Here is a 21,201-nt window from a genome sequence, read left to right as displayed (position 1 = left end):
CCTCAGCCTGTGCGGCGACTATGCTCTGTTGCCAGAACAATATCAGCCTCATCCCATCTGCCCGGCAAACGTGCCGCAAGTTCGTCTTTCAGATGGAAAGACTCGACCGACCATTTTGCGAGCCATTCGATCACATAGCCATACCGGATGTGCGAGTTGAGGGCATGAAACACATCCTCTGGCAAAATAAGCAAACCTCGCGGATCGATGCCGTCTTTTGAGGCGTCGGCGGCCAGATCAAGCCAAGTCCGAGCAAGTTCAGGGTCATCATCAATCATGGTTGCAAGCAGAGAACTCGCAACTCCGATGTGCCGATTATCCAGTTCAATGATGCGGTCAATTATCTGATGTGTCTGATATTCTTTCATCGCTTCGCTCCAAAATAGGAAATTACTCCTGAAATTCTGGGTGCGAAAACAATGGGCGCAAAGTGATTTTTGGTATCGGAATCAAATTAGTAGTGACCAACTACTAACACCAAGGTGCACGTCGGTCCCTCCCGGAGGGGGCCTTCAGCCGGACCCCTTCGGGGTGACCCTGCGGGGAGCCTCTTCCAGAGAGGCCATTTCATGGAGACCCCTCTATCGCCGGGGTGGCGACGTCAAAATGTCACTCCCAGGAGCGTCATTTTGAGTTATGGACAGTTACCCAAGTGCGGCTACGCCGCCTTGGGCCCGCCATGCGGTCCTATGTCTCGGCTTCTGGCAGCTTCATGATGTCCGCAAGAAGTTGCTCGGCAGTAAGATCGCGAGCCGCCTTCAGCTTGGGGTCTTTCATCGCATCATTCACGGCCGTCGCTGAGACTTTTTCCATCGTCCAATTATGCCTTGATCGGTGCGACAGAAATTCGCCGTCCTCGACCGTTGCAAAGCCGGTCAGGATGATGCGCTCTTCCTGGTACTGGTTGACGCGCTGTTCTGTGGCTGTGTAAAGCCGCTGACCTTCTTTGACCGGGCAGATGAAATCGGGTTTGGCGCATCCAAGCCCTAGTATGAGCGATAGGGCATTGCCCCAGTCGCGACGGCTCATTGCCCCGCAGGCTTGTGCGACGTCGGTTTGCCCGAAATCATCTTCCGCTTTCGAGGACTGATAGCATGCCTGCCATTTTGCCACGAAGCCCCGACCGAAGTTGATCCAGGAAATCTGTCGGACGGCTACGCATGATTTCCAGGCGCTGACGTCGGCATTCAGCAAGCCCTTCGAGAGGTATTTGAACATGTACGATGCCGGTGACGATGCCTTTTTCCCGTCCTTCAAATCCGCTCCTTGCGGCTTCCAGGCCAGAAAGTCGGTGAGGATGGTCTGATACACAATGTTGCCATCGGAATTCGTTTTCTTCGTGTTTTCGAAAACGCCGCGAGGGATAAGCGAAACATCCTCATCGCCTTCACGAGATGCGTAGTCGATCATGTACTCGCGTACCCGGATAAGCACCTTTTTCGGAGCGCAGATCATGGCATGCATATGTGCTGTGCCGTCTGCATGCGGCTCCTTCATGGAAAAACCCAGCCCGTTCTTGCCCAGAATTTGTTTCAGTCTGGTCGAGACAGAGTTCCACCGGTTTTGAAGTTCGCGGGCGGCCTCTAAGGGGGTTGCCATGTTCCATTCAGATTTTCGGCCACCAGCCTTGCCCGTACGAGCGGAATGCCATTCTCCGGGCAAGGTGAGCGTCAGCATGGCATAATCCCAACCGGCTTCGGTCGCGATCTGCTCTATGCCTTTCGCGATGGCGTAGAATTGCGACAACTGCGACTTTTTTTTCGTTGACGTGACGGTGTACATGCTCACACGCACATCCCGTTTATGGTCTACGAGTTCATGCCGCGTCGCCCATTCCTCCTGCGCCATCTGAGAATGGCTGTAGGCTGATAGCTCCGCATCGGAGACGAATTTTTTGGACATCCGGCCCTTGTGATCGCCGACCAATTCCAGAACCTGAGATAGCCACAGGCTGCATTCTTTCCGCTTCTGCTTCAAAATCCGGATGCGATGCTCTGTTGAAAAAGCCTTCAGGCTCTCCACGATGTGCGCCTCGTTGAGGGGCAACATGTGATGAACTCTCAGGAAATCCCAGGTCTCGTTGAAATTGTCGAACACGATCTGGTCCGTCTCTTCGAGCCTGGCGTACAGCCCGCTATGAAGATCGCGGATATTGCGAGACTGCCGACTGCTCAGCGAAAGAATTTCGTCGTCGGACATGCTGATGAGGTCGAAAACCGCCCGTGGAAGCTTCAAGATGTCGCGAGCCAGCCAGCACAGATGCAGAAGCCGCTCGTGACCTTCAATGCGCGACAAGGCATTCTCGAAAGCGAGAATAGTCGAGGTTCCGTACGAGACCAGCGCCGCGTAAGCGGTCTCGATTTCGCCATCCGATAGGCGAGGAAAGCCAAAAGCCTTCGAATGATCGGGAACTAATTGGAACCGCTCAATAATCTCGAAAATCCAAGCGATTTTCTTGTCGGGACGCCGATATCCGGGGTCATACTCGACGCCTTGGACAAGTGCGTCCATCGCATGGCGATACTTTTTTAAATTGGATTGCGGCGACTTCCGCTTTTTCTTGGAGGCTGCAATTCCCGGTGCCTTCGGCTGCGCACCGGGACCGCAGTGCGGCGCATCACTATCCGCAAACGCGTCGATGAAGGGCTGAGGCCCATGGACGTCATCTACGCCAAGATGAAGGGAGGTTTGGCTGTTCGCCTCATCGCAACCTTTAGGCGAGTAATGTTGACATTTTTTTGTGACAGAATGGGGCGTTTCATCGGCTGGGTTATGTCCCAGCCGGGCGGTCACTCAATCGTCAATGGGAGCTTTACAATAAACATGAATTCGTTCATCTTTATAAAACAGTGATTGAAAGACGCCGGAGGGGTTCCCGCCCCAGAGATGGCGTCTTTTTTTATGGTCATGGCAGGCGGAATCGGCGTCAATCGATCAGATGCCGAAAGTGTCATCGAGTGCTACGGCTGCGAATGTCGGGTGAACGCCATGGTCAAAGACCGCGAGACGTTGCCACCTATCGAGCATCCGCCAGATTGCTTCGTCGCTCCAGTTTGTCTTCCACACCCGATCTCCGACGACGAAAGCAACGGCCATCTGTATGGTGGATGAGCATTGGAGATCATGAACCGACGTGCCACGCGCAACGGCGGCCACGCATAGCCCAATCTCCAGATATACGCTGTCGTGGCGGAGAGACTCGTCGTCCTTTGAAAGCTGTATGAACATCAACCTAACTCCCGGTCGTGCAGCAGCGCCATAAGCTCATCCATGGTGATGGTCTCATCAGGGGAGCTATCGAGCTTTTCGCCGACCGCCGCCCAGAACTCTGGCGGTTGCCCCGCAACTAGCTTGGCCAACCGCTCCGTACGCCAGCGTGCGTAGAATTCGCCAAAATCGATTTCATTTGCCGCCATGTTGCCCCCCTGAGTAAACAAACCCGTGAAGGTGGTGGCTTTGGCGATACTGGAGCGGCGGCAGGCCGCGCTCTTTGCGGATGATTTGGCAAACACGAATCTGTTCCGCGTCGAGCGTGTCAAACGCGCCCTGCGTGGAGCGACTGCTTCCCATTTCCTCAAAGCGATCCAGCGCGAAACCCACGGTGTAGGTTATGGTGGTGCTGCCCGGAATTTCATCGTAGCGAAGACGGTATTCGCCAGCTTCGATTTCAGCGGTTTTCTCGCGTACCATGCGGAGCATGTGAGAGGCGTCATGGGTTTTCCGGTGGAGCGTCATGGCGCAACCTCAAAATTTGAGACTGCTCGCTCTTGAATGGCGGCATACTCGCTACGGTCGATTGCAATCTTGTGCTTCTCAGCCTGTCCCGCGTACACGGTCACGCGATCAGCCATCATAAGCCGCCATCCGCCATCATAGCGGCGAAGATAAACGACCGTGCCTATAGCCTGCGGCGTCCAACGAGCCGTTTTCCGCGACCGATCAGGCCCAGCACTGCGAACTACGGCGGTAACACCCGTCCGATTGCTTTGCGCAATACCAGCGCCATCAAGCTCCTTCTCCAAATTCGACGCTATACGGCGCAGGTCGCGAACGTCGTATGCGTACTTCTCCGCCCTTCCGTTCGTCTGTTTCAGATAGTTGGCGCATCCGTCACCCTCGGCATCAAGCCGAAAGCCGTGGCGCGGCGGCATAACCATTTCTTGGCTCATTTACATTCCTTTCGTTCGGCAAAGCTCCGCCCTTCCGTGGGAACGGACGCCCAAATTGTTGATGATGGTTAGAAGTGGGAGCGCACGGATGCGCTCCCTGACTCTGCCAAAGCAGAGAAAGGCCACTGTCGATGACAGAAGCGGGACATCCCTGCTGACGCAGGGAATAGAAGAGCCGCCTATTCGGCGGTACAACGCGACCTATTCAGGGCCGCATGTGCCTTCAGAGTCACCTACACGGCGGTGAAAGTCCGTTCGTTCAAATCCATGCCAAGTTTGGACCCAGGCGATAGGAAAGACCGATCAAGCTGAATAAAAGTCCGAGAACTTTAATTCCAATCCCCCTAGGGGTGACAAAAAACCCTGATCGGCTTTCCTGCAAACAAAGGTAGGTGAAGAGCGAAAATAGCGCAAGAGGCGGATTAAAAAAGCCAATGAAAACAAAGCAAAGTGCAAAATGCAAGTTGCATTTTGCTTTCTGTTATTCCGTTGACAAACAACCGTTTTCAGAAAATTTTCCTCGAAATCAGGTCCCGAAACCTCCCTCAAAAAAAATTTTGCTGACGTACCTCGCGGGGGCTTTGCCCCCTGTCGCGGCCTGCGGCCTTGCCCGCCTCCACCCTCATTGCCGGGGGGCTAGTCCGGAGCAGGGCATTACGGGCTGTGCCCTCCTTGTCCTGCTCCGGTTGCGGTAGGATTGGGTCGCTGCGGTCCGTCAACGGCACTCAGCGGGACCGTGGCTCAGTCGCTACGCTCCCTGCGCCCGCACCACTCCCGCAGAGTCCCATTGACCGACCTCCCGCTCCGTTTGGCACCCGAAACAAGGCAAACGATCCCCCTGAAAAATCATTAGAATCCGAACGACCCGGTTAACGAACGCTATCCCATCCACGACATCTTTCCCGGCCAAAGGATTCTCAAGAATCCCAATCTCTGCTATATATTTCTCAATGAATTCAAAGAGAAAGCAGGGATTTCAATGCGCCAGCAGATCACCAAAATCAAAGGTCTGACAGTTAACGTCGAGATCGTTGAAGTGTCCCAGGCGGACAAGAACGGCGGCATCCTCTGCTACGTCGCGGCGATCTATATTCAGGCACACGGAAGCGCGGAAAAGCGCCTCGTGCGCAAGTCCCGTCTGCCTGGAGCAGCGGCTGAGTTGAAGCGGGAAATCCAAAGGGACGGGCTGCGGGCGTTCTACAAGCTGACGGCTTGACGTACTTAGATCGGCCCCTAAATATGGCGTACCAGTCTGGAGAGCCATGGACTGTATTTTCCTCTGCAAACGCAGTGATGCGGCTCATATCAGCGCAATCGATCACCGCTTGCGTGCCGTTTATCTTGTTCAACGCGAAAGCAGAGGAAATGTTATGATTAATCTCGTTTGTCAGAATAGTGGAAACGTCTGGCTTTCAGGCGAAACCGTTCAAGCCGCCGTTGAGAAGGTCGGTGAGATCGGCGCATCCGACTACGCATATTTCGACGTTTCGGAATACGACCGGCGCAACAGCGTAGAGGCTAAGCGCCGTTGGTACTTCAGCGTATATAAGTCCGACGACGAATTCACCGCAGATGACGCCGAGGAGCTTGCTGAAGGCGGCGAATTCCTTGGCTACATCGCGCTCGTTGAGCGCGACCGGGCGGAGTAGCCACTTACTCAGTCCGACGTCGCCATTCGATGAATGGTGAGAAGTCGACGCCGCGCGGGGCCGGAATAGACATTATCTTTTGAATCTCTTCCGGCTCCATCGCTTTAAACCCATACTTAGCTCCGACCGTTGAAGCAGAATGTCCGCATTGCTTGTCTGCAAGACCATCGCCGACATTTATTCGGAACCATGATTTTGCGTTGTGTCTCAACGAATGAAAAACTTGACGCTGAGACTCGTGGATGTCGAGCGCCCCCATCCAATTCGACATTTGCTTCTGAGCCGCGTCAGCGGGGTCTCGTGCAGTATGATAATGGGGAAAGATAAATCCCCCACGCCCTCGTTGCTTTTTGGCGAAATCGATAAACCCACATTCTTGAAGGAGAGGGTGGATTGCAACAATTCGCACAGAGGTACGAGTCTTTAGCGGTCGATCAACTTTCTTGCCATCAATGGTCAATGGCAGTCGCAGGTCGAAAACCTCATTCCCTTCGATGGTGACAATGTCAGACGATTGAAGGTAGACAATTTCGGAAAGCCGCATGCCCGTCAGAAGACCGACAAGCGGCAACCAAGCCTTATGCGGTTTTTTCATTATCCTGGAACTGACACTGTCCGCCAACCATGTGTTCAACGAAAGTGGTGGCAGGCCTTCCCGATTAATGGCAGGTGTGGCGGCGGTGGGCATAGTGACGTTAAATGATCGGATGTCCCGAATTCCGGTAACACCAGCCGTTGCCTTCTCCCAGATGAGTTTAATCTGGGCGACATGCTCTTTAACAGTCGTCTGAGACAAGCTGTTTATGCGGTCCTTTTCTGGCAACTTGTCATTCTTTTCGACCATCTGCTTCAGATTCAGACCGGCGAAGATTGGGTGCTTCGTCCGATTTTTGGGAACTTTTGCCATAACCGTCGCAAAGTCCTGAAGGTGTATAGGCAAATAGAAACTGAGTGGATGATCGCCGACGACGTTCAGGAACGCCGAGAACGTGTTTTCAAGCCGCTCCTCATAGCGAACTCTATCTTTATCACCGTTGTCCAGCGCTTCTTTTCGAGCATCGAGAACTACGCGGCCTGCGACGCTGAACTTGGTGGATGCCGTCACCGTTCGCGCATCCCGATATTCGGTGGGTTGAGGCTCAGGAGGCTGAACCTGCTGCTCACGCTGAACTTGAGGCAAGTGAACCGGAGCGCCCAAAGAACCAAGGGTGCGCACCACGGATTGAAAGGTTTCTCGTTCCGACTCCCAGGCAATCGAGTCCTTGGAAAGAGCGTCAGCGATGGATTCTAGCCTCTGTCGAAAATTAGCTATTCCCGCTTTTTCGGCGGCGAGCCGCTGAGCTTTTTCTCGTAAAGTGCGGGCGTAGCTTTCAGCCCCCTCAGCTTCAAGTTCGTCCGCTTCCTGACCTGCTCTTACGACAAGAGCGCCGAGAGGAAAGTTCTTGTGCTTGAGGACTTGCAACTCAGCATTCAGAGCACGCAGGCTGTGAACGAGGGTTTCTCTGGTCATAGTCGGATCGTCCATCAATTGCATGGCCGCACCCGAAAGAATAATTGCTCTTTTCCGTGCCGCAGCGGCAGGAAGTGGCCCCAAATTCACGCGGATGGGTGATTTCCCAAATTGAGATTCGACGCTAACGGGAATTCTTTGCTGATAAGTGAATCCGTTTTCTCGTTTCCATAGATACATTCCGCGCCTCTCAAACCGGCTCGAAATGTGTACGTAGCGGGGTATTTTGCCGTGTACAGTGAAAAAACGCCTTGAAAATTCTCGTTTAAAATCAATAGATTATGGCGATTGGTGGGCCCGGAGGGACTCGAACCCCCAACCAAGCGGTTATGAGCCGCCGGCTCTAACCATTGAGCTACAGGCCCAGCCCGGCAGAGATGCCGCAGGCGGCGGGCAATGGCACCCGCGCCTTGAAGCGACCGCTCTAGCCCAATTCGCCGAAGGCGACAAGTCTTCGCCGCAATGGCTTCACAATCACCCGTCATCAAGGCAAGTGTAAGGGACGCCAATCCGAGGAACCATGATGAACCACCTGAAGACCCAAAGGCTCGCGCTTGCCGCCACGCTTTCCTGCGCTCTTTTTCTGCCGCTTGCCGCGCTCGCCGCCGAGCCGGAGATCCGCGAAGCGACCATCATCGTCTCGGGCGAAGGCGAGGCGGCGATCGCCCCCGACATGGCCGTACTCGGCTTAAGCGTCGTGCGCGAGGCCGAGACCGCCGAGGCGGCGCTGAAGGCCAATAGCCAGGCCATGGCCGAAGTGATCGCCGACCTCAAGGCCAAGTCCATTGCCGATCGCGATATCCAGACCTCGGCCTTCTCCGTCGATCCGCTCTATCGCCAGGACAAGGCCGACGACGACACCTACGAGGCGCCGGTGATCGTCGGCTACCGGGTCACCAACGGCCTGACGCTGCGCGTCCGCGACCTGTCACAACTCGGCGCGCTGATCGACGCCGCGGTCAAGCTCGGCGTCAACCAGGGCGGCGGCATCAGCTTCACCAATGACAATCCCGATGCCGCGATCGCCGAGGCCCGCAAGAAGGCGGTGGCCGAAGCGATGGACAAGGCCAGGGTGCTGACCGAAGCCGCGGGCGTCAAGCTCGGCCGCGTGATCGAAATCAGCGAGAATTTTGCCCGTCCCATGCCGCAGCCCATGTACCGCGCGGCCATGGCCAAGGAAATGGCCGATGCAGCGCCGATCGCCGCGGGCGAGAACGAATATACGGTAACCGTCAACATCACCTATGCCATCGCGCAGTAAAGGGTGAGAAGGCGCCAGCAGCGACGCGCGCCTCAAGCCACCGAGCGCCAGACATGAGGAGGCCCGCCATTCGGCGGGCCTCTCTTCGTCATATCCTCGGCGTCGTCAGTAGCGGATGATCGGGCAACCGCGGACATTGGCGAAGACCATCCGGTCGAATTCGCCATGGCGGAAGCCGGCGACGACCACGCGGCGCGGGGTGACATTGTGGACGCGGGCGCGGCGCAGGCCGCTCCAGCGCGCCTCCTCGACGGCGCGCCGCGGCGAGCAGCCCTGCGGGCGATGGCGACGCGGCTCGTGGCCCCATCCCGGGCGGTAGTCGTCGCGGTAGTGCCGGTCGTAGCCGGGTCCGCCCCCGACATAGACGCCCCAGCCGAAGTTCGAGTCGGCGGCGGCGGTCGACACGGTGCCGACGGTCGTGGCGAAGGTGACGAGGGCGGCAAAGCCCAGTTTTGCAAGCATTCCGGCCATGGTTCTCTCTCCTTTGGCTGCCCGGTCTCGGCCGGGGAAAACTCCCGCTCTCATCAGCGATTGAAAGGAGAGTGCCAGGGGTGGCCTGAATGCGAACCGAACCGCTTATTCAGCCATCGTTCATGGATATGCGCCGCTTTGTCCGGCTCCAACCATCCGCCTCAACCGGCCATGTGCAGGACGATCTCGCGCCGGTGGGCCGCGTCGCGGTGCTCGAAGAGATAAAGCCCCTGCCAGGTGCCCAGCAGCAGCCGACCACCGGAAAAGGGAATGCCGATCGACACCTGCGTCAGGGCCGACTTGATATGGGCCGGCATATCGTCCGGCCCTTCCTGGCGGTGCTCGATCCAACCCATGGCGGGATCGCTGGACGGCGGCACCAGCCTGGCGAAGAAGGCCTTCAGGTCCCTCTGCACCGAGGGGTCGGCATTTTCCTGGACAACCAGCGAACAGGAAGTATGACGGACGAAGACCGTGAGCAGGCCCTCGCCCCCGTCGCCCTCCTTGAGAAACGCCTCGGCCTCGCGGGTGAACTCGTAAAGCCCCTGGCCGTCGGTCCTGATCTGTAGCCGCCGCAAGACCATCGCCACCTCCTTCATCTCATTTCGGTACCGGAGGCCGACTATCGCCGGTGTCCGGCGAAGGTCAAGTCGGGCGAGCCGCCGGCCGCATCGCGCCATCGGTTGGCTGGCCGGCGCAAAACATCGGCATGGTCTTTCCGCGCCGTGCGCCAGGCGCTAGTCTCAACTGACGCCCAAGGATGAGGACAAGAAGAATGACGCACGATCGTACCCTGCTCGACACCCTGGCAGACCAGGAGGAAGCCCTGGTATTCAAGGGCTTCGACGAGATCACCGCGATCGAGATTGGCGGGCACCTGATGCGTGCCGCCCGCGCCGGCGACCTGCCGGTGGTCATCAACATCCGCACCGCGGACCGTGTGCTGTTCCATGCGGCTCTCCCCGGCTCGTCGCCGGACAATGACGAATGGGCGCGCCGCAAGAGCAATGTCGCGCTGCGCTTTCACAAGTCATCCATGCGGGTGGGGGAAAACTATCGGCTGAAGGGCCGCGAAATCTGCGCCGAACTGGGGCTGGATCCGATCGACTATGCCAGCCATGGCGGCAGCTTTCCGGTGCGCGTCGCCGGCACCGGCGTGGTCGCGGCCATCACCGTGTCGGGTCTCGCTTCCGAGGATGACCACGGGCTGATCATCAGGGTGCTCGAGGATTATCTGGCGGAGGAACAATAGCCCCCAGGCCAGTCTCCGGATGATCAGAGCGCGGTCGACAGGTATAGGCTGAGCCGCGTGAGGTGATCGTCCTCGCTTTCGAAGACCAGCACACAAGGCAGCGAAAACCGCCCGCCTTTGCCGGTATTCGACTTGCCCTCCCGGTCGCTGCCGTCGATCGTGCCGTCATAGGCGCCGCGCAGGCCGGCCTCGTCGGCCATGGCAACACCATTGGCGAAACGCGCGTCGTGACGCAGCAGGTAGGCCGACAGCGTGTCGCGGATCGACGCCAAGCCGATCACCCGCTGGCCGTCCGGCATGTCGAGCACCGCATCGGCATCGAAAAGGGCTTCGAGGGCGGCAAAATCGCGCTGGTTGAGCGCCTGGATCGCCAGTGACATCTGTTGTCGGATCGGCATGGAAATATCCTTTGGTGAAATTCTCCCCAGGCATCTAGGGCACGGCGCACATATCGGCAATGGCGGTGAAAGGCTCGTCACCCTCAACGGCCGTGCGGGCGCAGCGCCGTTCGCGCCGTCTCGCCGACCGCATGGTTGAGCGGGCTCAGGGCCGAAGCCACCGACCGGCTGAAGTGCCAGAAGAGCGGCACATCATAAGCCGCGTCCGGCAGAAGCGGCACAAGCCGCCCCGCAGCGATGGCGTCCGCCACCAAAACCTCCGGATTGAGCCCCCAGCCAAGACCGGCTTGCGTCGCATCGACGAAGGCCTGCGACGACGGCAGCCAATGGGTCGGAGGCACGACCCCCTCGCCGACATGCTTCTCGATCCAGCGGGCCTGCAGCATGTCCTTGGCATTGAAGGTCAGCGCCGGCGCGCGCGCCAAGTTCCTCGTCGTCACCCCGTCGGCAAACCAGCGAGCCACGAAGTCCGGGCTCGCCGTGGCAATGTAGCGCAGCGACCCCAGCGGCCGGCAGTCGCATCCCTGCACGGGCGCGTCGGAGCCGCTGACCGCGGCCCTGACTTCGCCGCGGCGAAGCCATTCGGCGCTGTGTTCCTGGTCGTCGAGCACCAGATCGAACAGGCAATCCGGCACCGCCGCCATTGCCGCGACGAACCAGGTCGCCAGACTGTCCGCGTTCACGGCGATACGGATGGTGGGTATCCGCCCATCGATCGCCTCGCGGCCCATATCCTGAGCCAGCGTCCGTTCCAGAAGCGCGACCTCTTCGGCATGCCGCGCCAACCGCAGTCCGGCCTCAGTCCCTGAACAGGGCTGGCCCCGAATGACGAGCACCGAGCCGACGCGTTCTTCGAGCAGCTTGATGCGCTGTGAAATCGCAGAAGGCGTGACACCGATCTGTCGGGCGGCCCGCTCGAAGCTGCCGGTTCGCACGACAGACACCAGCGCGTCGAGAAGCGCATAATCAAGCATTGATTAGAATTCCTTATGCGCATGAAGAATTATTAGCTTTTCTAAATTTCCAGAGCCCGCTAGTCAAGGCGAAGACCTTTCCGGAGCCTTGCCATGCTGACTGCCGCCACCGCCGGTTTCTTCCTCGGTCTCAGCCTGCTCGTCGCGATCGGGGCGCAGAACGCCTTCGTGCTGCGCCAGGGATTGCGGCGCAGCCACGTGCTTGCCATCTGCCTCGCTTGCGCGGCCTCCGACGCGGCGCTGATCGCCGCCGGCGTCGCCGGTCTCGGCAAGGCCATCGCCGCCCTGCCCTGGCTCACGCCCCTCATGCGCTATGGCGGAGCCGCCTTCCTCGCCTTCTATGGAATTCGTAGCCTGCGGGCAGCGCTCAGCAGCAATGCGGCGCTGAAGCCGGAAGGGGAAGCGCAGGAAAGCCTCGCCGCAGCGCTCTTCACCTGTCTGGCGCTCACCTGGCTCAACCCGCATGTCTATCTCGACACCGTGGTCCTGCTCGGCTCGATCTCCACCCAATATCCCGGCCAAGGACTGGCCTTCGGCCTTGGGGCGACGACCGCGTCTTTCCTGTTCTTCTTTTCCCTAGGCTACGGCGCGCGCTATCTGCGCCCGCTTTTCGCCCGTCCCGCCGCCTGGCGGATCCTCGACGGACTGATCGCCCTGGTGATGGGATCGATCGCAATCAGTCTGGTGTGGACCAGTTGATCCGCCGCCGATCGGGGAAGGACGAACGGGACCTCAGAACTCCGGGAACCCATAGCGTTTCCAGTCGCGCTTCGGGATCGCTACGCCGACCTCGAAGGCAAACGACAGGACGCGGGTGGCGTCCGGGTCGATCTCGCAGCGGAAGCGCAGATTGAACCACTGCCCATTGGCACGAAACGCCGCCTTGTTGACCGTGAGGACATCGCCGTCCTTGAGCTGGAAGGATGGCAGGAGCTCGGGCCGGTAGGCAGGCGTAGCGTTTCGCAACTGCTCGCGCAATTCGGTGACGCACAGCTGATCGGCCCGGTCCGGACGTGGAATATCCCCCATCGCCGTCATCGCGGCGCTGTCTCCGGTCAGGCTGGTCGAATAGAGTTTCGTTACCTCGTCCAGCTCGGTCTTCGCCTGCACCGCTTCGTCCGCCGATGTTTCGAGCGGCTGCGCAGGCTTTTCCGCAGGTCTGTCCTGGGTCAGGGCGACGGTGGTATCGTCAGGCTGCTGCGCCGGCTGCGCCCCGTCGCTTTCGTCCCCGGCCGAAGCGGCATCGATTTCTGGAACGGCGATATCGTCGGGCAGCGGCGTAGCCGGCGGCTGATCGGCTTCCTCGACCGCCTCTTCCGCAGGCGGCTCCGGCTCCGGTTCTTCAACCGGCACCTCATTCTCTTCGGGCGGCATCTCGGCGGGCTTGGCGGCCTCCTCCACCGCGTTGCCGCTCGTATCCTGCCGCGGACCGCTGTCCTTCTCACCAAACTCGAACACCGGCCGGAGCAAGGGCAGCGACGGCGCCGGCTCATCGGCCGCCGCCTCTTCCGGTGGCTGCTCGGCTGGGGGCTGCTCCACCGGCGGCTGCTCGGCCGGTCGCTCGGGCGGTGCAGGCACGCTCTCCGGCGGCGGCGGCTCCGCCTGCTCTTCCTTCGAAGGCTCTTGCTGCTCTGGGTGAGCCTCCTCCGCCTTTGGTGGCTCCGGCTCCTGCTCCTCCGGCGGCGGCACGATCTCGACGGCCACGCTTTCTTCCGGCTCGGGCTGGTTTATCGGCTCCGGCATGTCGATGAACAGCACCGCAAAGATCATGAGGTGCAGCAGGATCGAGACGACAAGGCCCCCACCCAGCTTTCTCCAACGTCTTGCCGATGTCTTTTCCATGCGGATCAAAAGGCTTTCCAAAGTTGTGGCTGATGTGGTCCCAAAAGACGGCGCCATCAAGGGACAGATGCGAGATCCTTGCCCGATGTGGACGTGAGCCAAAAGAAAACCCGACTGGATCGCTCCGGCCGGGTTGTCATTTCGTCGAACCTGTCGTGCGTCTCAACTATCCAGGAACGAGCGCAGCTTGCGGCTGCGGCTCGGATGCTTGAGCTTGCGCAGCGCCTTGGCCTCGATCTGGCGGATACGTTCGCGGGTGACCGAGAACTGCTGGCCGACTTCTTCGAGCGTGTGGTCGGTGTTCATGCCGATGCCGAAGCGCATGCGCAGCACGCGTTCCTCGCGCGGGGTGAGCGAGGCGAGAACGCGGGTCGTCGTTTCGCGCAGGTTCGCCTGGATGGCCGCGTCGATCGGCAGAAGCGCGTTCTTGTCCTCGATGAAGTCGCCCAGATGCGAATCCTCTTCGTCACCCACCGGGGTTTCAAGCGAGATCGGCTCCTTGGCGATCTTCAGCACCTTGCGGACCTTTTCGAGCGGCATGGCGAGCTTTTCGGCCAGTTCTTCCGGCGTCGGCTCGCGGCCGATCTCGTGCAGCATCTGGCGCGAGGTGCGGACGATCTTGTTGATCGTCTCGATCATGTGCACCGGAATGCGGATGGTGCGGGCCTGGTCGGCGATCGAGCGAGTGATCGCCTGCCGGATCCACCAGGTCGCATAGGTCGAGAACTTGTAGCCGCGGCGATACTCGAACTTGTCGACCGCCTTCATCAGGCCGATATTGCCTTCCTGAATGAGGTCGAGGAACTGCAGGCCGCGGTTCGTGTACTTCTTGGCGATGGAGATGACGAGACGCAGGTTCGCCTCGACCATTTCCTTCTTGGCGATGCGGGCTTCCCGTTCACCCTTCTGCACCATGTGCACGATGCGACGGAATTCCGTCACCGAAATGCCGGTCTCGGTCGCCAGGTTCTGGATCTCGCCGCGGATGTCGCGGATCGTCTGGTTCTCCTCGCGGGCAAAATCCTTCCAGCCACGGGCCGACAGGTTGCCGATCGACTTCATCCAGTTCGGGTCGAGTTCAGCACCCTGGTACTGCTCGAGGAAACTGTCGCGCTTGACGCCATAGGATTCGGCCAGACGCAAAAGGCGGCCCTCGTTCTGCACGAGACGCTTGTTGATGTCGTAGAGCTGCTCGACGAGGCTGTCGATGCGGTTCTGGTTGAGCGACAGCGACTTCACCGCCGTGATCAACTGATCCTTCAGTTCCTTGTAGCGACGCTCCTGGCCGGACGACAGCGTGCCGGTGCAGGCGAGACGAGCCTCGACCTGCTGGTCCTGCAGCTTGCGCAGCTTCTTGTAGGTGTCGGCGATCGTGTCGAGGGTTTCCATGACCTGCGGTCTGAGTTCCGCTTCCATGGCGGCGAGCGACAGGTTCGATTCGTCCTCGTCCTCTTCCTCCTCTTCCGGCGGAGCACCATCGCCGCCGACATCCGTGATGTCGTCGTCGCCGCTCGGGGAGCGGGCGCGCCGGGTCTTTTCCTTCTCCTCGGCCGCCTTGCGGTCGGCCTCGATCTTTTCCGGGCTCTGGAACTGCGGGGCAGCCTTGGCCTCGGGGCCGGAATAGGTGGTTTCGAGATCGATGATCTCGCGCAAAAGCGTCGTGCCTTCGTTGAGTTCGTCGCGCCAGATGATCAGCGCTTGGAACGTCAGCGGGCTTTCGCACAGGCCGGAGATCATCGTCTCGCGGCCGGCTTCGATGCGCTTGGCGATGGCGATTTCGCCTTCGCGCGACAGTAGTTCGACCGAACCCATTTCGCGCAGATACATGCGCACCGGGTCGTCCGTGCGATCGGTCGGTTCCTTCTTCTTGGCGGTCGCCAGCTGCGTGCCCTGAGACGGCGCAAGTTCGCCGCCCTCGCTCTCGCCGTCGCTGTCGTCGTCGCCGTCTTCGGCCGGAGCCGCCTCTTCGGCGTCCTCGTCCTCGATGACGTTGATGCCCATGTCGGAGAGCATGGCCATGGTGTCCTCGATCTGCTCGGAGGTGACTTCCTCCGAAGGCAGGACCGAGTTCAGTTCGTCCATGGTGACATAACCGCGCTTCTTGGCGGCCTTGATCATCTTCTTGACCGCGTCATCCGAAAGGTCGAGAAGCGGACCGTCGGTAGCGCCGTCGCGTTCGCTGTCTGCTTCTTCGTTTTCTTTGACTTTGGATGCCATCTATTTCGTCGCTTTCCTGACGTCTGATCTTGTCCGCACGATGCAAAGCGGAGAGTGGCCGCAAGGCCCCTGCCCGCTACGATTTCTGTCAATGACCTAACGGAATGGTGCTTAATTCCCGATTAACTAAGGACCGCATCGCCGCCGTGCAAAGTCCTCGTTCTTCCGAATGACCGGTCATGGTACTAGAGATTCGCTGGACCCACTTCACCCTTGTGTGCCTGTACTGGTGATTCCCACAATTTTCCCTGCCGTCAAGCTTTTCCGGTACGATTGCCCGGGAAAACGGGAAAATTCTTAACGCTTACGCCTGTGCAAACCGCTGTGGGCGAATGTAGGTGTGAAAGCGCCGAAAACAAGGGGCAGCGCCGGCAAGGCCGCGACACGCGTGTCACCGCGGTACACCAGCCAACCGTCTAAAGGCCGGTTTGTGATCTTAGGCCATTGAGGAACCAGACACGCATCGGGCCTTTGCCCTTGACGTCGATCTCGCCGCGCAGTTCGAAGTCGAAGCGGTCCTCAAGCATGTTCTTCACGCGGTCCCCGACCTGGATCCGGCCAGCGACCCCATGGGACTCCATTCGCGCCGCCGTGTTCACCGCATCGCCCCACACATCGTAGAGCAGCTTGTTCGAACCGATCACGCCGGCAACCACCGGACCGCTGTCGAGGCCAATTCGCACCTCGACCGCCTCGCCGCCTTCCGCCGAGATCTTTCGGCAACATTCCAGTATGTCCAGCGCCATCAATGCCACGCTCTCGGCATGGTCGGCGCGCGGCTCGGGAAGACCGCCCGCCACCATGTAGGCATCGCCGATCGTCTTGATCTTCTCCAGCCCGTGGGCCGCGGCGAGCGCGTCGAAACTGCGGAACACCCGGCTGAGAAAGGTCACCACGTCGCGCGACGGCCATTTGGCCACCCGCGGTGTAAAATTGACGATGTCGGCAAAGAGAATGGTCGCTGAGCCGATCTGATCGGCGACCATGGCGGTTTCGCTGTGCCTGAGCCGCAAGGCAACCGAACGGGGCAGCATGTTTTCCAGCAGGCGCTCAGAGAAACGGTGCTCCTTCAAGAGCGCCAGTTCCGCCCGGCTGGCCTCCTGGAAGGCAAAGAGCACGGTCATGAAGATCAGAAGGAACACGAGAGGGACAGTGATGAAGAACAGGATGTCGAGAACGGCGGGATCGACCTTCAGAAATCCTGCCGGCCCCGCAAAGAATATCTCCGTCGCCAGGAATGCGGCCAGCGCCAGGACCATCACGACGGCCGACTGTGCCAGGCGCTCGGCCCCGAAGATCAACATTGTCGCTGCGGCCCCCGGCAGGAAGAACAGATGCAGGCCGGATTCGCGGCCGAAGAGGAAGCAATAGCCGACGCCGTAGGCGAGCCACATGGCCGACAAGTAGACGGCCGCTGCGACTGACCCGAAACGATGGAAATACGGGGTCGCCGCATAGACTATGATCTGCGGGGACAGCAGCGCCACCGCCGGCCAGAGAGCCTCGAGATCGTAAAAGGAATAGAAGAGGATATAGGGCACGGTCATCAGGCTGGCGAGCAGCGAACCGAGATTGATGACCGCCATCCGACGGCGGACATGCGGCGAATACCCTCGCGTGCCGCTTGCGGCCACCAGCCGCAGCAAGGCCATCGGCTGCCACGATGCCCCGGCCCGGTAGCCGCGCGGGGTTGAGATGTGAAATTCCTGCGTCGACACGACCTGTCCCGCTTTGCGGTTGTGACTGCTGAATGGTACATCCGCCGGACAAGGGCAACCGTTTAATCGCCACTGGCTCTACGTATTGTGACCTGTGGCTGCTCCCTTGACACGCCCGGACATCACTCCGAAACCGTCGATGATCGCTTCCTGGTTCTCCATCCGGGTGATCTCGAGCTGCACCTCATGCAGCGCGCCGATCAGTTGGCCGATCCGCTCGGCATCTTCGACCTCGGTGGCCTCGGCCACTTCGCGTTCCAGTTCTATACGCTGGCGCCTCAGCGCCTTGGTGCGCTTGTGCAGCGAGAGCGCCTGCCGATAGCCCTCGCCCGCATCCTCGGCGGCCGCGATCTCGGTCGCGGTCCACAGGCGCGCATTTCGGATCTGCTGGTCGAGGCTCTTGATCAGGGTGCCATGACCCTGCTCTTCCAGGCGGGCAAGCAAAACCTCCCGGGTGAGCTGGGCTCCGGTGCCGGCGGCAATCGTCAGAAGCGAGGACCACAGCTTCTGCAGCGCGCGGTTCTCGTAGTCGATCGAGGCGATTTCGTCGTAATCGTCCTGGAGCAATTGCGGATGGTTGACGATGGTCAGCGCCAGCACGCTTTCGCGAAGCGCCGGCTGGTCCTGATGCCCCTTGACGAGCCCGGATCGCGCCAGACGGTCCGAGACCGCACCGCCGCCCCCGGCTGAGGGCCCTGGCGCCCGACCGCCGAACCGCCCCTGCCCGGCCGCCCCGCCACGGCCGCCGCCACCGCGATTGCCCGGCTCGAAACCGCCGCGACGCTCGTTGCGCGCCGCCTGGTTCGGCTGGAAGAAGGCATTCAGCCGGTCGCGGACATCCTGCTGGTAGTGCCGGCGGACGTTTTCGTCGGCGATCACCTGGACCACCTGCTTCATCCGCGCCTCAAGCTCGGCGCGCTTTTCCGGCGTGTCGAACTGCCCGCCGCCCGCCTCGCGCACCCACAGCATCTCCGCGAGCGGCCTGGCCTCGGACAGCACCTTGTCGAACGGCGCGCGTCCATCCTGCTTTACCAGATCATCCGGATCCTTGCCGTCCGGCAGCATGGCGAAGCGGACCGACCGGCCCGGCTTCAGATGCGGCAGCGCCAGGTCGACGGCACGGAACGCCGCGCGCTGACCGGCACCGTCGCCGTCGAAGCAGAGCACCGGCACCGGCGTCATCTTCCACATCAGGTCGAGCTGGTTTTCAGTGAGCGCGGTGCCGAGCGGTGCAACGGCGTTCTCGATGCCGGCCTGGTGGAGGGCGATGACATCCATGTAGCCTTCGACCGCGATGATCGTGTCGGCTCCGGCGGCGCCCTGGAGCGCACGACGGGCGCGGGAGAAATTGAAGAGCACATTGCCCTTGTGAAAGAGCTCGGTCTCCGGCGAGTTCATGTATTTCGCCATGGCATCGGGCGCCATGGCGCGGCCGCCAAACGCGATCACCTTGTCGCGCGAGGACAGGATCGGGAACATGATGCGGTCGCGGAAATAATCGTAGGAGACGGGAATGTCCGGCCCGTGCCGCACCAGGCCGCAGGCCTCGATCTGCTCCTTGGGCACACCCTTGCCGGCCAGATATTCCTTCAGCGCGTTGCGGCTCTCCGGCGCATAGCCGAGGCGGAAGGTTTCGATCGTCCGCCCCGAAAGCCCACGTTCGCGCAGATAGGCCCGCGCCCTGGCGCCGCTCGCCGTCTGCAACTGGTCCTGGAAGAACTGCGTCGCCATTTCCATGACGTCCTGCAGCGTGGTGCGTTCCTTCTCCCGCCGCTCGGCCTGCGGATCGGCCTTCGGCATGGCGATACCGGCCATGTCGGCGATCTGCTGCACCGCTTCGGGAAAGCTCAGCCCCTCGAGATCGGTGAGAAAGCGGAAATGGTCGCCGGAAACGCCGCAACCGAAACAGTGGTAGCGTCCCTTGCGGTCCTCGCAGTGAAAGCTCGGGCTTTTCTCGCCATGGAACGGGCAGCAGGCCCAATAATCACCTCGCGACACATTTGTCTTCTTGCGATCCCACGCCACGCGTCGACCGACCACCGCGGAAATCGGTACGCGGTCGCGTATCTCGTCGAGAAAGTCGTTGGAAAAGCGCATCATGTCCCTTGTGATAGATGGTTCGCTATAGGCCGCCTCCGAGGCAAAAGCCATCGCTCCAACCAACAGTGCCCAATATTCACAGCCGAACCGGTTCACGGCAAACAGAATGCCCCCCGGCTCGATACGTCGCCCGATTGAACGAATTGACAAAGATCAATGCGCCGCCGTCGTGGAAGATGCAGACTATTTTTGCCCGCGGATCAATGGTTGGTAAGCGATGCACATCAGCAACAATATCGGAGGATCACCCATGAACAGATTTTGTCTTTTGTCCAGCGCGGCAATCGCACTGGTTGCCCAGCCCCTGGCAGCCGCTCCGCTGACGGATTCGGAACAGAATTCCCGCGCAGCATCCGCTTATGTGCAGATCGCACAGAACCAGAACCAGAACCAGAACAACAATCAAAGCGGCAACCAGAACAACAATCAGAACAACAATCAGAACACCAACCAGAACACCAACCAGAACCAGAACCAGAACCAGAATTCCGATGACGGCACCGGACCGGATACGGTCGTAACGGCAGCCACTTCGGCCGCTGCCGAGACGGCTGCCGCCCACGCCTGTTTCTATGAAGATGCCGGCTACAAGGGCGAGAAGTTCTGCACGACGGGCGGAACGCACGCAAAGACCATCGGGCAAGGCTGGGACAACCGGATCTCCTCGATCAAGGTCGCAGGCAGTGTGACGGTAAAGATCTGCACGGATGGCAACTATGGCGGCTCGTGCATGGAGACGACCACAAGCATCGAGAAACTGGCCGGCGACTACGATAATGCCGTCTCTTCCTGGCAGGTGAAGTAAGCGGCACCGACACTATGCTGGCCCAGCCGATTGGCAGGGACTAGCATTCCGATATCCACGCCGGGACTTCTTTCGAAGGTCTGAAATACAGAAGGCAGCACGCGAGTGCTGCCTTTTGCCGTAATGCAGACGAATGCGGGGCCAGCCTACTTCAACAGATCCTTCACCACGCCCGAGGCCTTGGCGAAATCGATCTGACCGGGATAGCGCTCCTTCAGCGTGTTCATGCACTTGCCCATGTCGCGCAGCCCTTGCGCCCCGGTTTCGGTGATCACCGAAGCGCAAAGCTCGCGCACCTTCTCCTCCGGCAGTTGCTCCGGCATGAAGCTCTTGATGATGCAAATTTCCTGGCGCTCCTGCTCGGCAAGCTCGGGCCTGCCGTTATCGGCATAGATTTGCGCCGATTCGTCGCGCTGCTTGATCATCTTCATCAGTATCTGCATGATCTCGTCGTCGGTCACCGGATCCTTGCCGACACCGCGATTGGCGATGTCGCGATCCTTGATCGCGGTCTGGATCAGCCGCACGGTCGAGGTGCGGCGCACGTCCTTCGCCTTCAGCGATTCCTTCATAACGTCGGTAAGTCTGTCGCGCATCATCTCTTCAATCTCCATGGAACAGCCGGCCTGCGGGCTTCGCCAATTGTGGCTTTTCCTTGTCATTTCGGCCGGACTCATACCCAGCCCTGCCGCACTGCGCAAATCAATTAGACAACCCATTGAAATACATGGGGCTAAATTCCACGCTTTCCACAGCAACGAATTGACCTTGCGGATCGATCCGTCTATTTTCCGGCACCTGCACGAAAATTGAAATCAGGGGAAAAGCGCGCGCT

22 protein-coding genes and 1 tRNA gene are annotated in these 21,201 nt (G+C 59.9%); 6 read left to right on the top strand and 17 right to left on the bottom strand.

The annotated features are described in order from the left end of the window. Nucleotides 1-2: 2 nt before the first annotated feature. From RHIZ70P_RS17170 to RHIZ70P_RS17140, 6 genes are all read right to left on the bottom strand, one after another. Nucleotides 3-368: a hypothetical protein gene (locus RHIZ70P_RS17170; protein WP_115671704.1), complete on the bottom strand. Its 366-nt coding sequence runs from the start codon at nt 366-368 to the stop codon at nt 3-5. Nucleotides 369-687: 319 nt separating this feature from the next. Continuing rightward, complete coding sequence (locus RHIZ70P_RS17165; RefSeq protein WP_147294016.1) at nt 688-2,793, bottom strand: replication endonuclease; 2,106 nt, start codon at nt 2,791-2,793, stop codon at nt 688-690. A gap of 141 nt (nt 2,794-2,934) precedes the next feature. Further along, entirely contained in the window at nt 2,935-3,228 is a 294-nt protein-coding gene (locus RHIZ70P_RS17155; RefSeq protein ID WP_115671701.1) for a hypothetical protein, read from the bottom strand. Next, nucleotides 3,228-3,416 carry a hypothetical protein gene (locus RHIZ70P_RS17150; RefSeq protein WP_113447224.1) on the bottom strand — a complete coding sequence of 63 codons (189 nt, stop codon included), beginning with the start codon at nt 3,414-3,416 and terminating at the stop codon, nt 3,228-3,230. The genes RHIZ70P_RS17155 and RHIZ70P_RS17150 overlap by 1 nt, the downstream gene beginning before the upstream one ends. Continuing rightward, nucleotides 3,403-3,735, bottom strand: a complete 333-nt coding sequence (locus RHIZ70P_RS17145) for a hypothetical protein (protein WP_115671700.1) — start codon at nt 3,733-3,735, stop codon at nt 3,403-3,405. The genes RHIZ70P_RS17150 and RHIZ70P_RS17145 overlap by 14 nt, the downstream gene beginning before the upstream one ends. Continuing rightward, nucleotides 3,732-4,169, bottom strand: a complete 438-nt coding sequence (locus RHIZ70P_RS17140; protein ID WP_113447222.1) for a hypothetical protein — start codon at nt 4,167-4,169, stop codon at nt 3,732-3,734. The genes RHIZ70P_RS17145 and RHIZ70P_RS17140 overlap by 4 nt, the downstream gene beginning before the upstream one ends. A 979-nt stretch (nt 4,170-5,148) precedes the next feature. Between RHIZ70P_RS17140 and RHIZ70P_RS17135 the strand changes: the two genes are divergently transcribed. Then, nucleotides 5,149-5,385 carry a hypothetical protein gene (locus RHIZ70P_RS17135; protein WP_115671699.1) on the top strand — a complete coding sequence of 79 codons (237 nt, stop codon included), beginning with the start codon at nt 5,149-5,151 and terminating at the stop codon, nt 5,383-5,385. 154 nt (nt 5,386-5,539) lie between these two features. Then, nucleotides 5,540-5,818 carry a hypothetical protein gene (locus RHIZ70P_RS17130; RefSeq protein ID WP_115671698.1) on the top strand — a complete coding sequence of 93 codons (279 nt, stop codon included), beginning with the start codon at nt 5,540-5,542 and terminating at the stop codon, nt 5,816-5,818. Between the two features lie 4 nt (nt 5,819-5,822). On the opposite strand, the gene RHIZ70P_RS17125 is transcribed toward RHIZ70P_RS17130, so the two are convergent. Next, nucleotides 5,823-7,508: a hypothetical protein gene (locus tag RHIZ70P_RS17125; RefSeq protein ID WP_147294015.1), complete on the bottom strand. Its 1,686-nt coding sequence runs from the start codon at nt 7,506-7,508 to the stop codon at nt 5,823-5,825. A 109-nt stretch (nt 7,509-7,617) separates the two neighbouring features. Further along, nucleotides 7,618-7,693, bottom strand: a tRNA-Ile gene (locus RHIZ70P_RS17120). A gap of 155 nt (nt 7,694-7,848) precedes the next feature. Here RHIZ70P_RS17120 and RHIZ70P_RS17115 point away from each other — a divergent pair. Further along, nucleotides 7,849-8,589, top strand: coding sequence for an SIMPL domain-containing protein (locus RHIZ70P_RS17115; RefSeq protein ID WP_115671696.1), 741 nt, complete (start codon nt 7,849-7,851; stop codon nt 8,587-8,589). 105 nt (nt 8,590-8,694) lie between these two features. Here RHIZ70P_RS17115 and RHIZ70P_RS17110 read toward each other — a convergent pair whose 3' ends face one another. Together RHIZ70P_RS17110 and RHIZ70P_RS17105 are read right to left on the bottom strand one after the other, a co-directional pair. Next, nucleotides 8,695-9,060, bottom strand: a complete 366-nt coding sequence (locus tag RHIZ70P_RS17110) for a hypothetical protein (RefSeq protein ID WP_115671695.1) — start codon at nt 9,058-9,060, stop codon at nt 8,695-8,697. Nucleotides 9,061-9,221: 161 nt separating this feature from the next. Then, nucleotides 9,222-9,644, bottom strand: coding sequence for a secondary thiamine-phosphate synthase enzyme YjbQ (locus RHIZ70P_RS17105; protein ID WP_115671721.1), 423 nt, complete (start codon nt 9,642-9,644; stop codon nt 9,222-9,224). A 191-nt stretch (nt 9,645-9,835) separates the two neighbouring features. On the opposite strand from RHIZ70P_RS17105, the gene RHIZ70P_RS17100 reads away from it, so the two are divergent. After that, a complete protein-coding gene (locus RHIZ70P_RS17100; RefSeq protein WP_115671694.1) occupies nt 9,836-10,312 on the top strand; it encodes a heme-degrading domain-containing protein in 477 nt (158 codons plus the stop codon). A gap of 23 nt (nt 10,313-10,335) precedes the next feature. Here the strand turns inward: RHIZ70P_RS17100 and RHIZ70P_RS17095 are convergent, their stop codons facing one another. After that, nucleotides 10,336-10,710 (bottom strand): nuclear transport factor 2 family protein, encoded by a 375-nt coding sequence (locus tag RHIZ70P_RS17095; protein WP_115671693.1) that lies wholly within the window; start codon nt 10,708-10,710, stop codon nt 10,336-10,338. A gap of 83 nt (nt 10,711-10,793) precedes the next feature. Beyond that, on the bottom strand, nt 10,794-11,684 hold the full coding sequence (locus RHIZ70P_RS17090) for a LysR family transcriptional regulator ArgP (protein ID WP_115671692.1): 891 nt from the start codon (nt 11,682-11,684) through the stop codon (nt 10,794-10,796). Between the two features lie 93 nt (nt 11,685-11,777). Here RHIZ70P_RS17090 and RHIZ70P_RS17085 point away from each other — a divergent pair, with 93 nt between their 5' ends. Next, entirely contained in the window at nt 11,778-12,383 is a 606-nt protein-coding gene (locus tag RHIZ70P_RS17085; RefSeq protein WP_115671691.1) for a LysE/ArgO family amino acid transporter, read from the top strand. 33 nt (nt 12,384-12,416) lie between these two features. On the opposite strand, the gene RHIZ70P_RS17080 is transcribed toward RHIZ70P_RS17085, so the two are convergent. The 4 genes from RHIZ70P_RS17080 to dnaG form a co-directional block, all read right to left on the bottom strand. Next, entirely contained in the window at nt 12,417-13,526 is a 1,110-nt protein-coding gene (locus RHIZ70P_RS17080; protein ID WP_235842261.1) for a DUF930 domain-containing protein, read from the bottom strand. 162 nt (nt 13,527-13,688) lie between these two features. Continuing rightward, a complete protein-coding gene (rpoD, locus tag RHIZ70P_RS17075; protein WP_115671689.1) occupies nt 13,689-15,743 on the bottom strand; it encodes an RNA polymerase sigma factor RpoD in 2,055 nt (684 codons plus the stop codon). 416 nt (nt 15,744-16,159) lie between these two features. Next, nucleotides 16,160-17,461 carry an adenylate/guanylate cyclase domain-containing protein gene (locus RHIZ70P_RS17070; protein WP_235842258.1) on the bottom strand — a complete coding sequence of 434 codons (1,302 nt, stop codon included), beginning with the start codon at nt 17,459-17,461 and terminating at the stop codon, nt 16,160-16,162. A gap of 78 nt (nt 17,462-17,539) precedes the next feature. Further along, nucleotides 17,540-19,558 carry a DNA primase gene (gene dnaG, locus RHIZ70P_RS17065; protein WP_115671720.1) on the bottom strand — a complete coding sequence of 673 codons (2,019 nt, stop codon included), beginning with the start codon at nt 19,556-19,558 and terminating at the stop codon, nt 17,540-17,542. Nucleotides 19,559-19,811: 253 nt separating this feature from the next. On the opposite strand from dnaG, the gene RHIZ70P_RS17060 reads away from it, so the two are divergent. Next, the gene (locus RHIZ70P_RS17060) at nt 19,812-20,366 is read left to right on the top strand and encodes a peptidase inhibitor family I36 protein (protein ID WP_147294014.1); all 555 of its coding nucleotides are present in this window, start codon (nt 19,812-19,814) and stop codon (nt 20,364-20,366) included. Nucleotides 20,367-20,512: 146 nt separating this feature from the next. Here RHIZ70P_RS17060 and RHIZ70P_RS17055 read toward each other — a convergent pair whose 3' ends face one another. Beyond that, nucleotides 20,513-20,965 (bottom strand): GatB/YqeY domain-containing protein, encoded by a 453-nt coding sequence (locus tag RHIZ70P_RS17055; RefSeq protein ID WP_115671719.1) that lies wholly within the window; start codon nt 20,963-20,965, stop codon nt 20,513-20,515. Nucleotides 20,966-21,201: the final 236 nt, after the last annotated feature.

This window comes from Paenirhizobium selenitireducens ATCC BAA-1503 (assembly GCF_900492185.1).
Classification (GTDB): domain Bacteria; phylum Pseudomonadota; class Alphaproteobacteria; order Rhizobiales; family Rhizobiaceae; genus Allorhizobium; species Allorhizobium selenitireducens_A.
Note: the sequence above shows the minus strand (reverse complement) of the source record. Positions and strands in the feature narration are given on the sequence as shown.

Bases quoted from the DNA above. Each gene is read 5' to 3' on its own strand.
- RHIZ70P_RS17170 (WP_115671704.1), bottom strand. From the start codon at position 368: ATGAAAGAATATCAGACACATCAGATAATTGACCGCATCATTGAACTG.
- RHIZ70P_RS17155 (WP_115671701.1), bottom strand. From the start codon at position 3,228: ATGTTCATACAGCTTTCAAAGGACGACGAGTCTCTCCGCCACGACAGC.
- RHIZ70P_RS17150 (WP_113447224.1), bottom strand. From the start codon at position 3,416: ATGGCGGCAAATGAAATCGATTTTGGCGAATTCTACGCACGCTGGCGT.
- RHIZ70P_RS17145 (WP_115671700.1), bottom strand. From the start codon at position 3,735: ATGACGCTCCACCGGAAAACCCATGACGCCTCTCACATGCTCCGCATG.
- RHIZ70P_RS17140 (WP_113447222.1), bottom strand. From the start codon at position 4,169: ATGAGCCAAGAAATGGTTATGCCGCCGCGCCACGGCTTTCGGCTTGAT.
- RHIZ70P_RS17135 (WP_115671699.1), top strand. From the start codon at position 5,149: ATGCGCCAGCAGATCACCAAAATCAAAGGTCTGACAGTTAACGTCGAG.
- RHIZ70P_RS17130 (WP_115671698.1), top strand. From the start codon at position 5,540: ATGATTAATCTCGTTTGTCAGAATAGTGGAAACGTCTGGCTTTCAGGC.
- RHIZ70P_RS17125 (WP_147294015.1), bottom strand. From the start codon at position 7,508: ATGTATCTATGGAAACGAGAAAACGGATTCACTTATCAGCAAAGAATT.
- RHIZ70P_RS17115 (WP_115671696.1), top strand. From the start codon at position 7,849: ATGATGAACCACCTGAAGACCCAAAGGCTCGCGCTTGCCGCCACGCTT.
- RHIZ70P_RS17110 (WP_115671695.1), bottom strand. From the start codon at position 9,060: ATGGCCGGAATGCTTGCAAAACTGGGCTTTGCCGCCCTCGTCACCTTC.
- RHIZ70P_RS17105 (WP_115671721.1), bottom strand. From the start codon at position 9,644: ATGGTCTTGCGGCGGCTACAGATCAGGACCGACGGCCAGGGGCTTTAC.
- RHIZ70P_RS17100 (WP_115671694.1), top strand. From the start codon at position 9,836: ATGACGCACGATCGTACCCTGCTCGACACCCTGGCAGACCAGGAGGAA.
- RHIZ70P_RS17095 (WP_115671693.1), bottom strand. From the start codon at position 10,710: ATGCCGATCCGACAACAGATGTCACTGGCGATCCAGGCGCTCAACCAG.
- RHIZ70P_RS17090 (WP_115671692.1), bottom strand. From the start codon at position 11,684: ATGCTTGATTATGCGCTTCTCGACGCGCTGGTGTCTGTCGTGCGAACC.
- RHIZ70P_RS17085 (WP_115671691.1), top strand. From the start codon at position 11,778: ATGCTGACTGCCGCCACCGCCGGTTTCTTCCTCGGTCTCAGCCTGCTC.
- RHIZ70P_RS17080 (WP_235842261.1), bottom strand. From the start codon at position 13,526: ATGGAAAAGACATCGGCAAGACGTTGGAGAAAGCTGGGTGGGGGCCTT.
- rpoD (WP_115671689.1), bottom strand. From the start codon at position 15,743: ATGGCATCCAAAGTCAAAGAAAACGAAGAAGCAGACAGCGAACGCGAC.
- dnaG (WP_115671720.1), bottom strand. From the start codon at position 19,558: ATGCGCTTTTCCAACGACTTTCTCGACGAGATACGCGACCGCGTACCG.
- RHIZ70P_RS17060 (WP_147294014.1), top strand. From the start codon at position 19,812: ATGAACAGATTTTGTCTTTTGTCCAGCGCGGCAATCGCACTGGTTGCC.
- RHIZ70P_RS17055 (WP_115671719.1), bottom strand. From the start codon at position 20,965: ATGATGCGCGACAGACTTACCGACGTTATGAAGGAATCGCTGAAGGCG.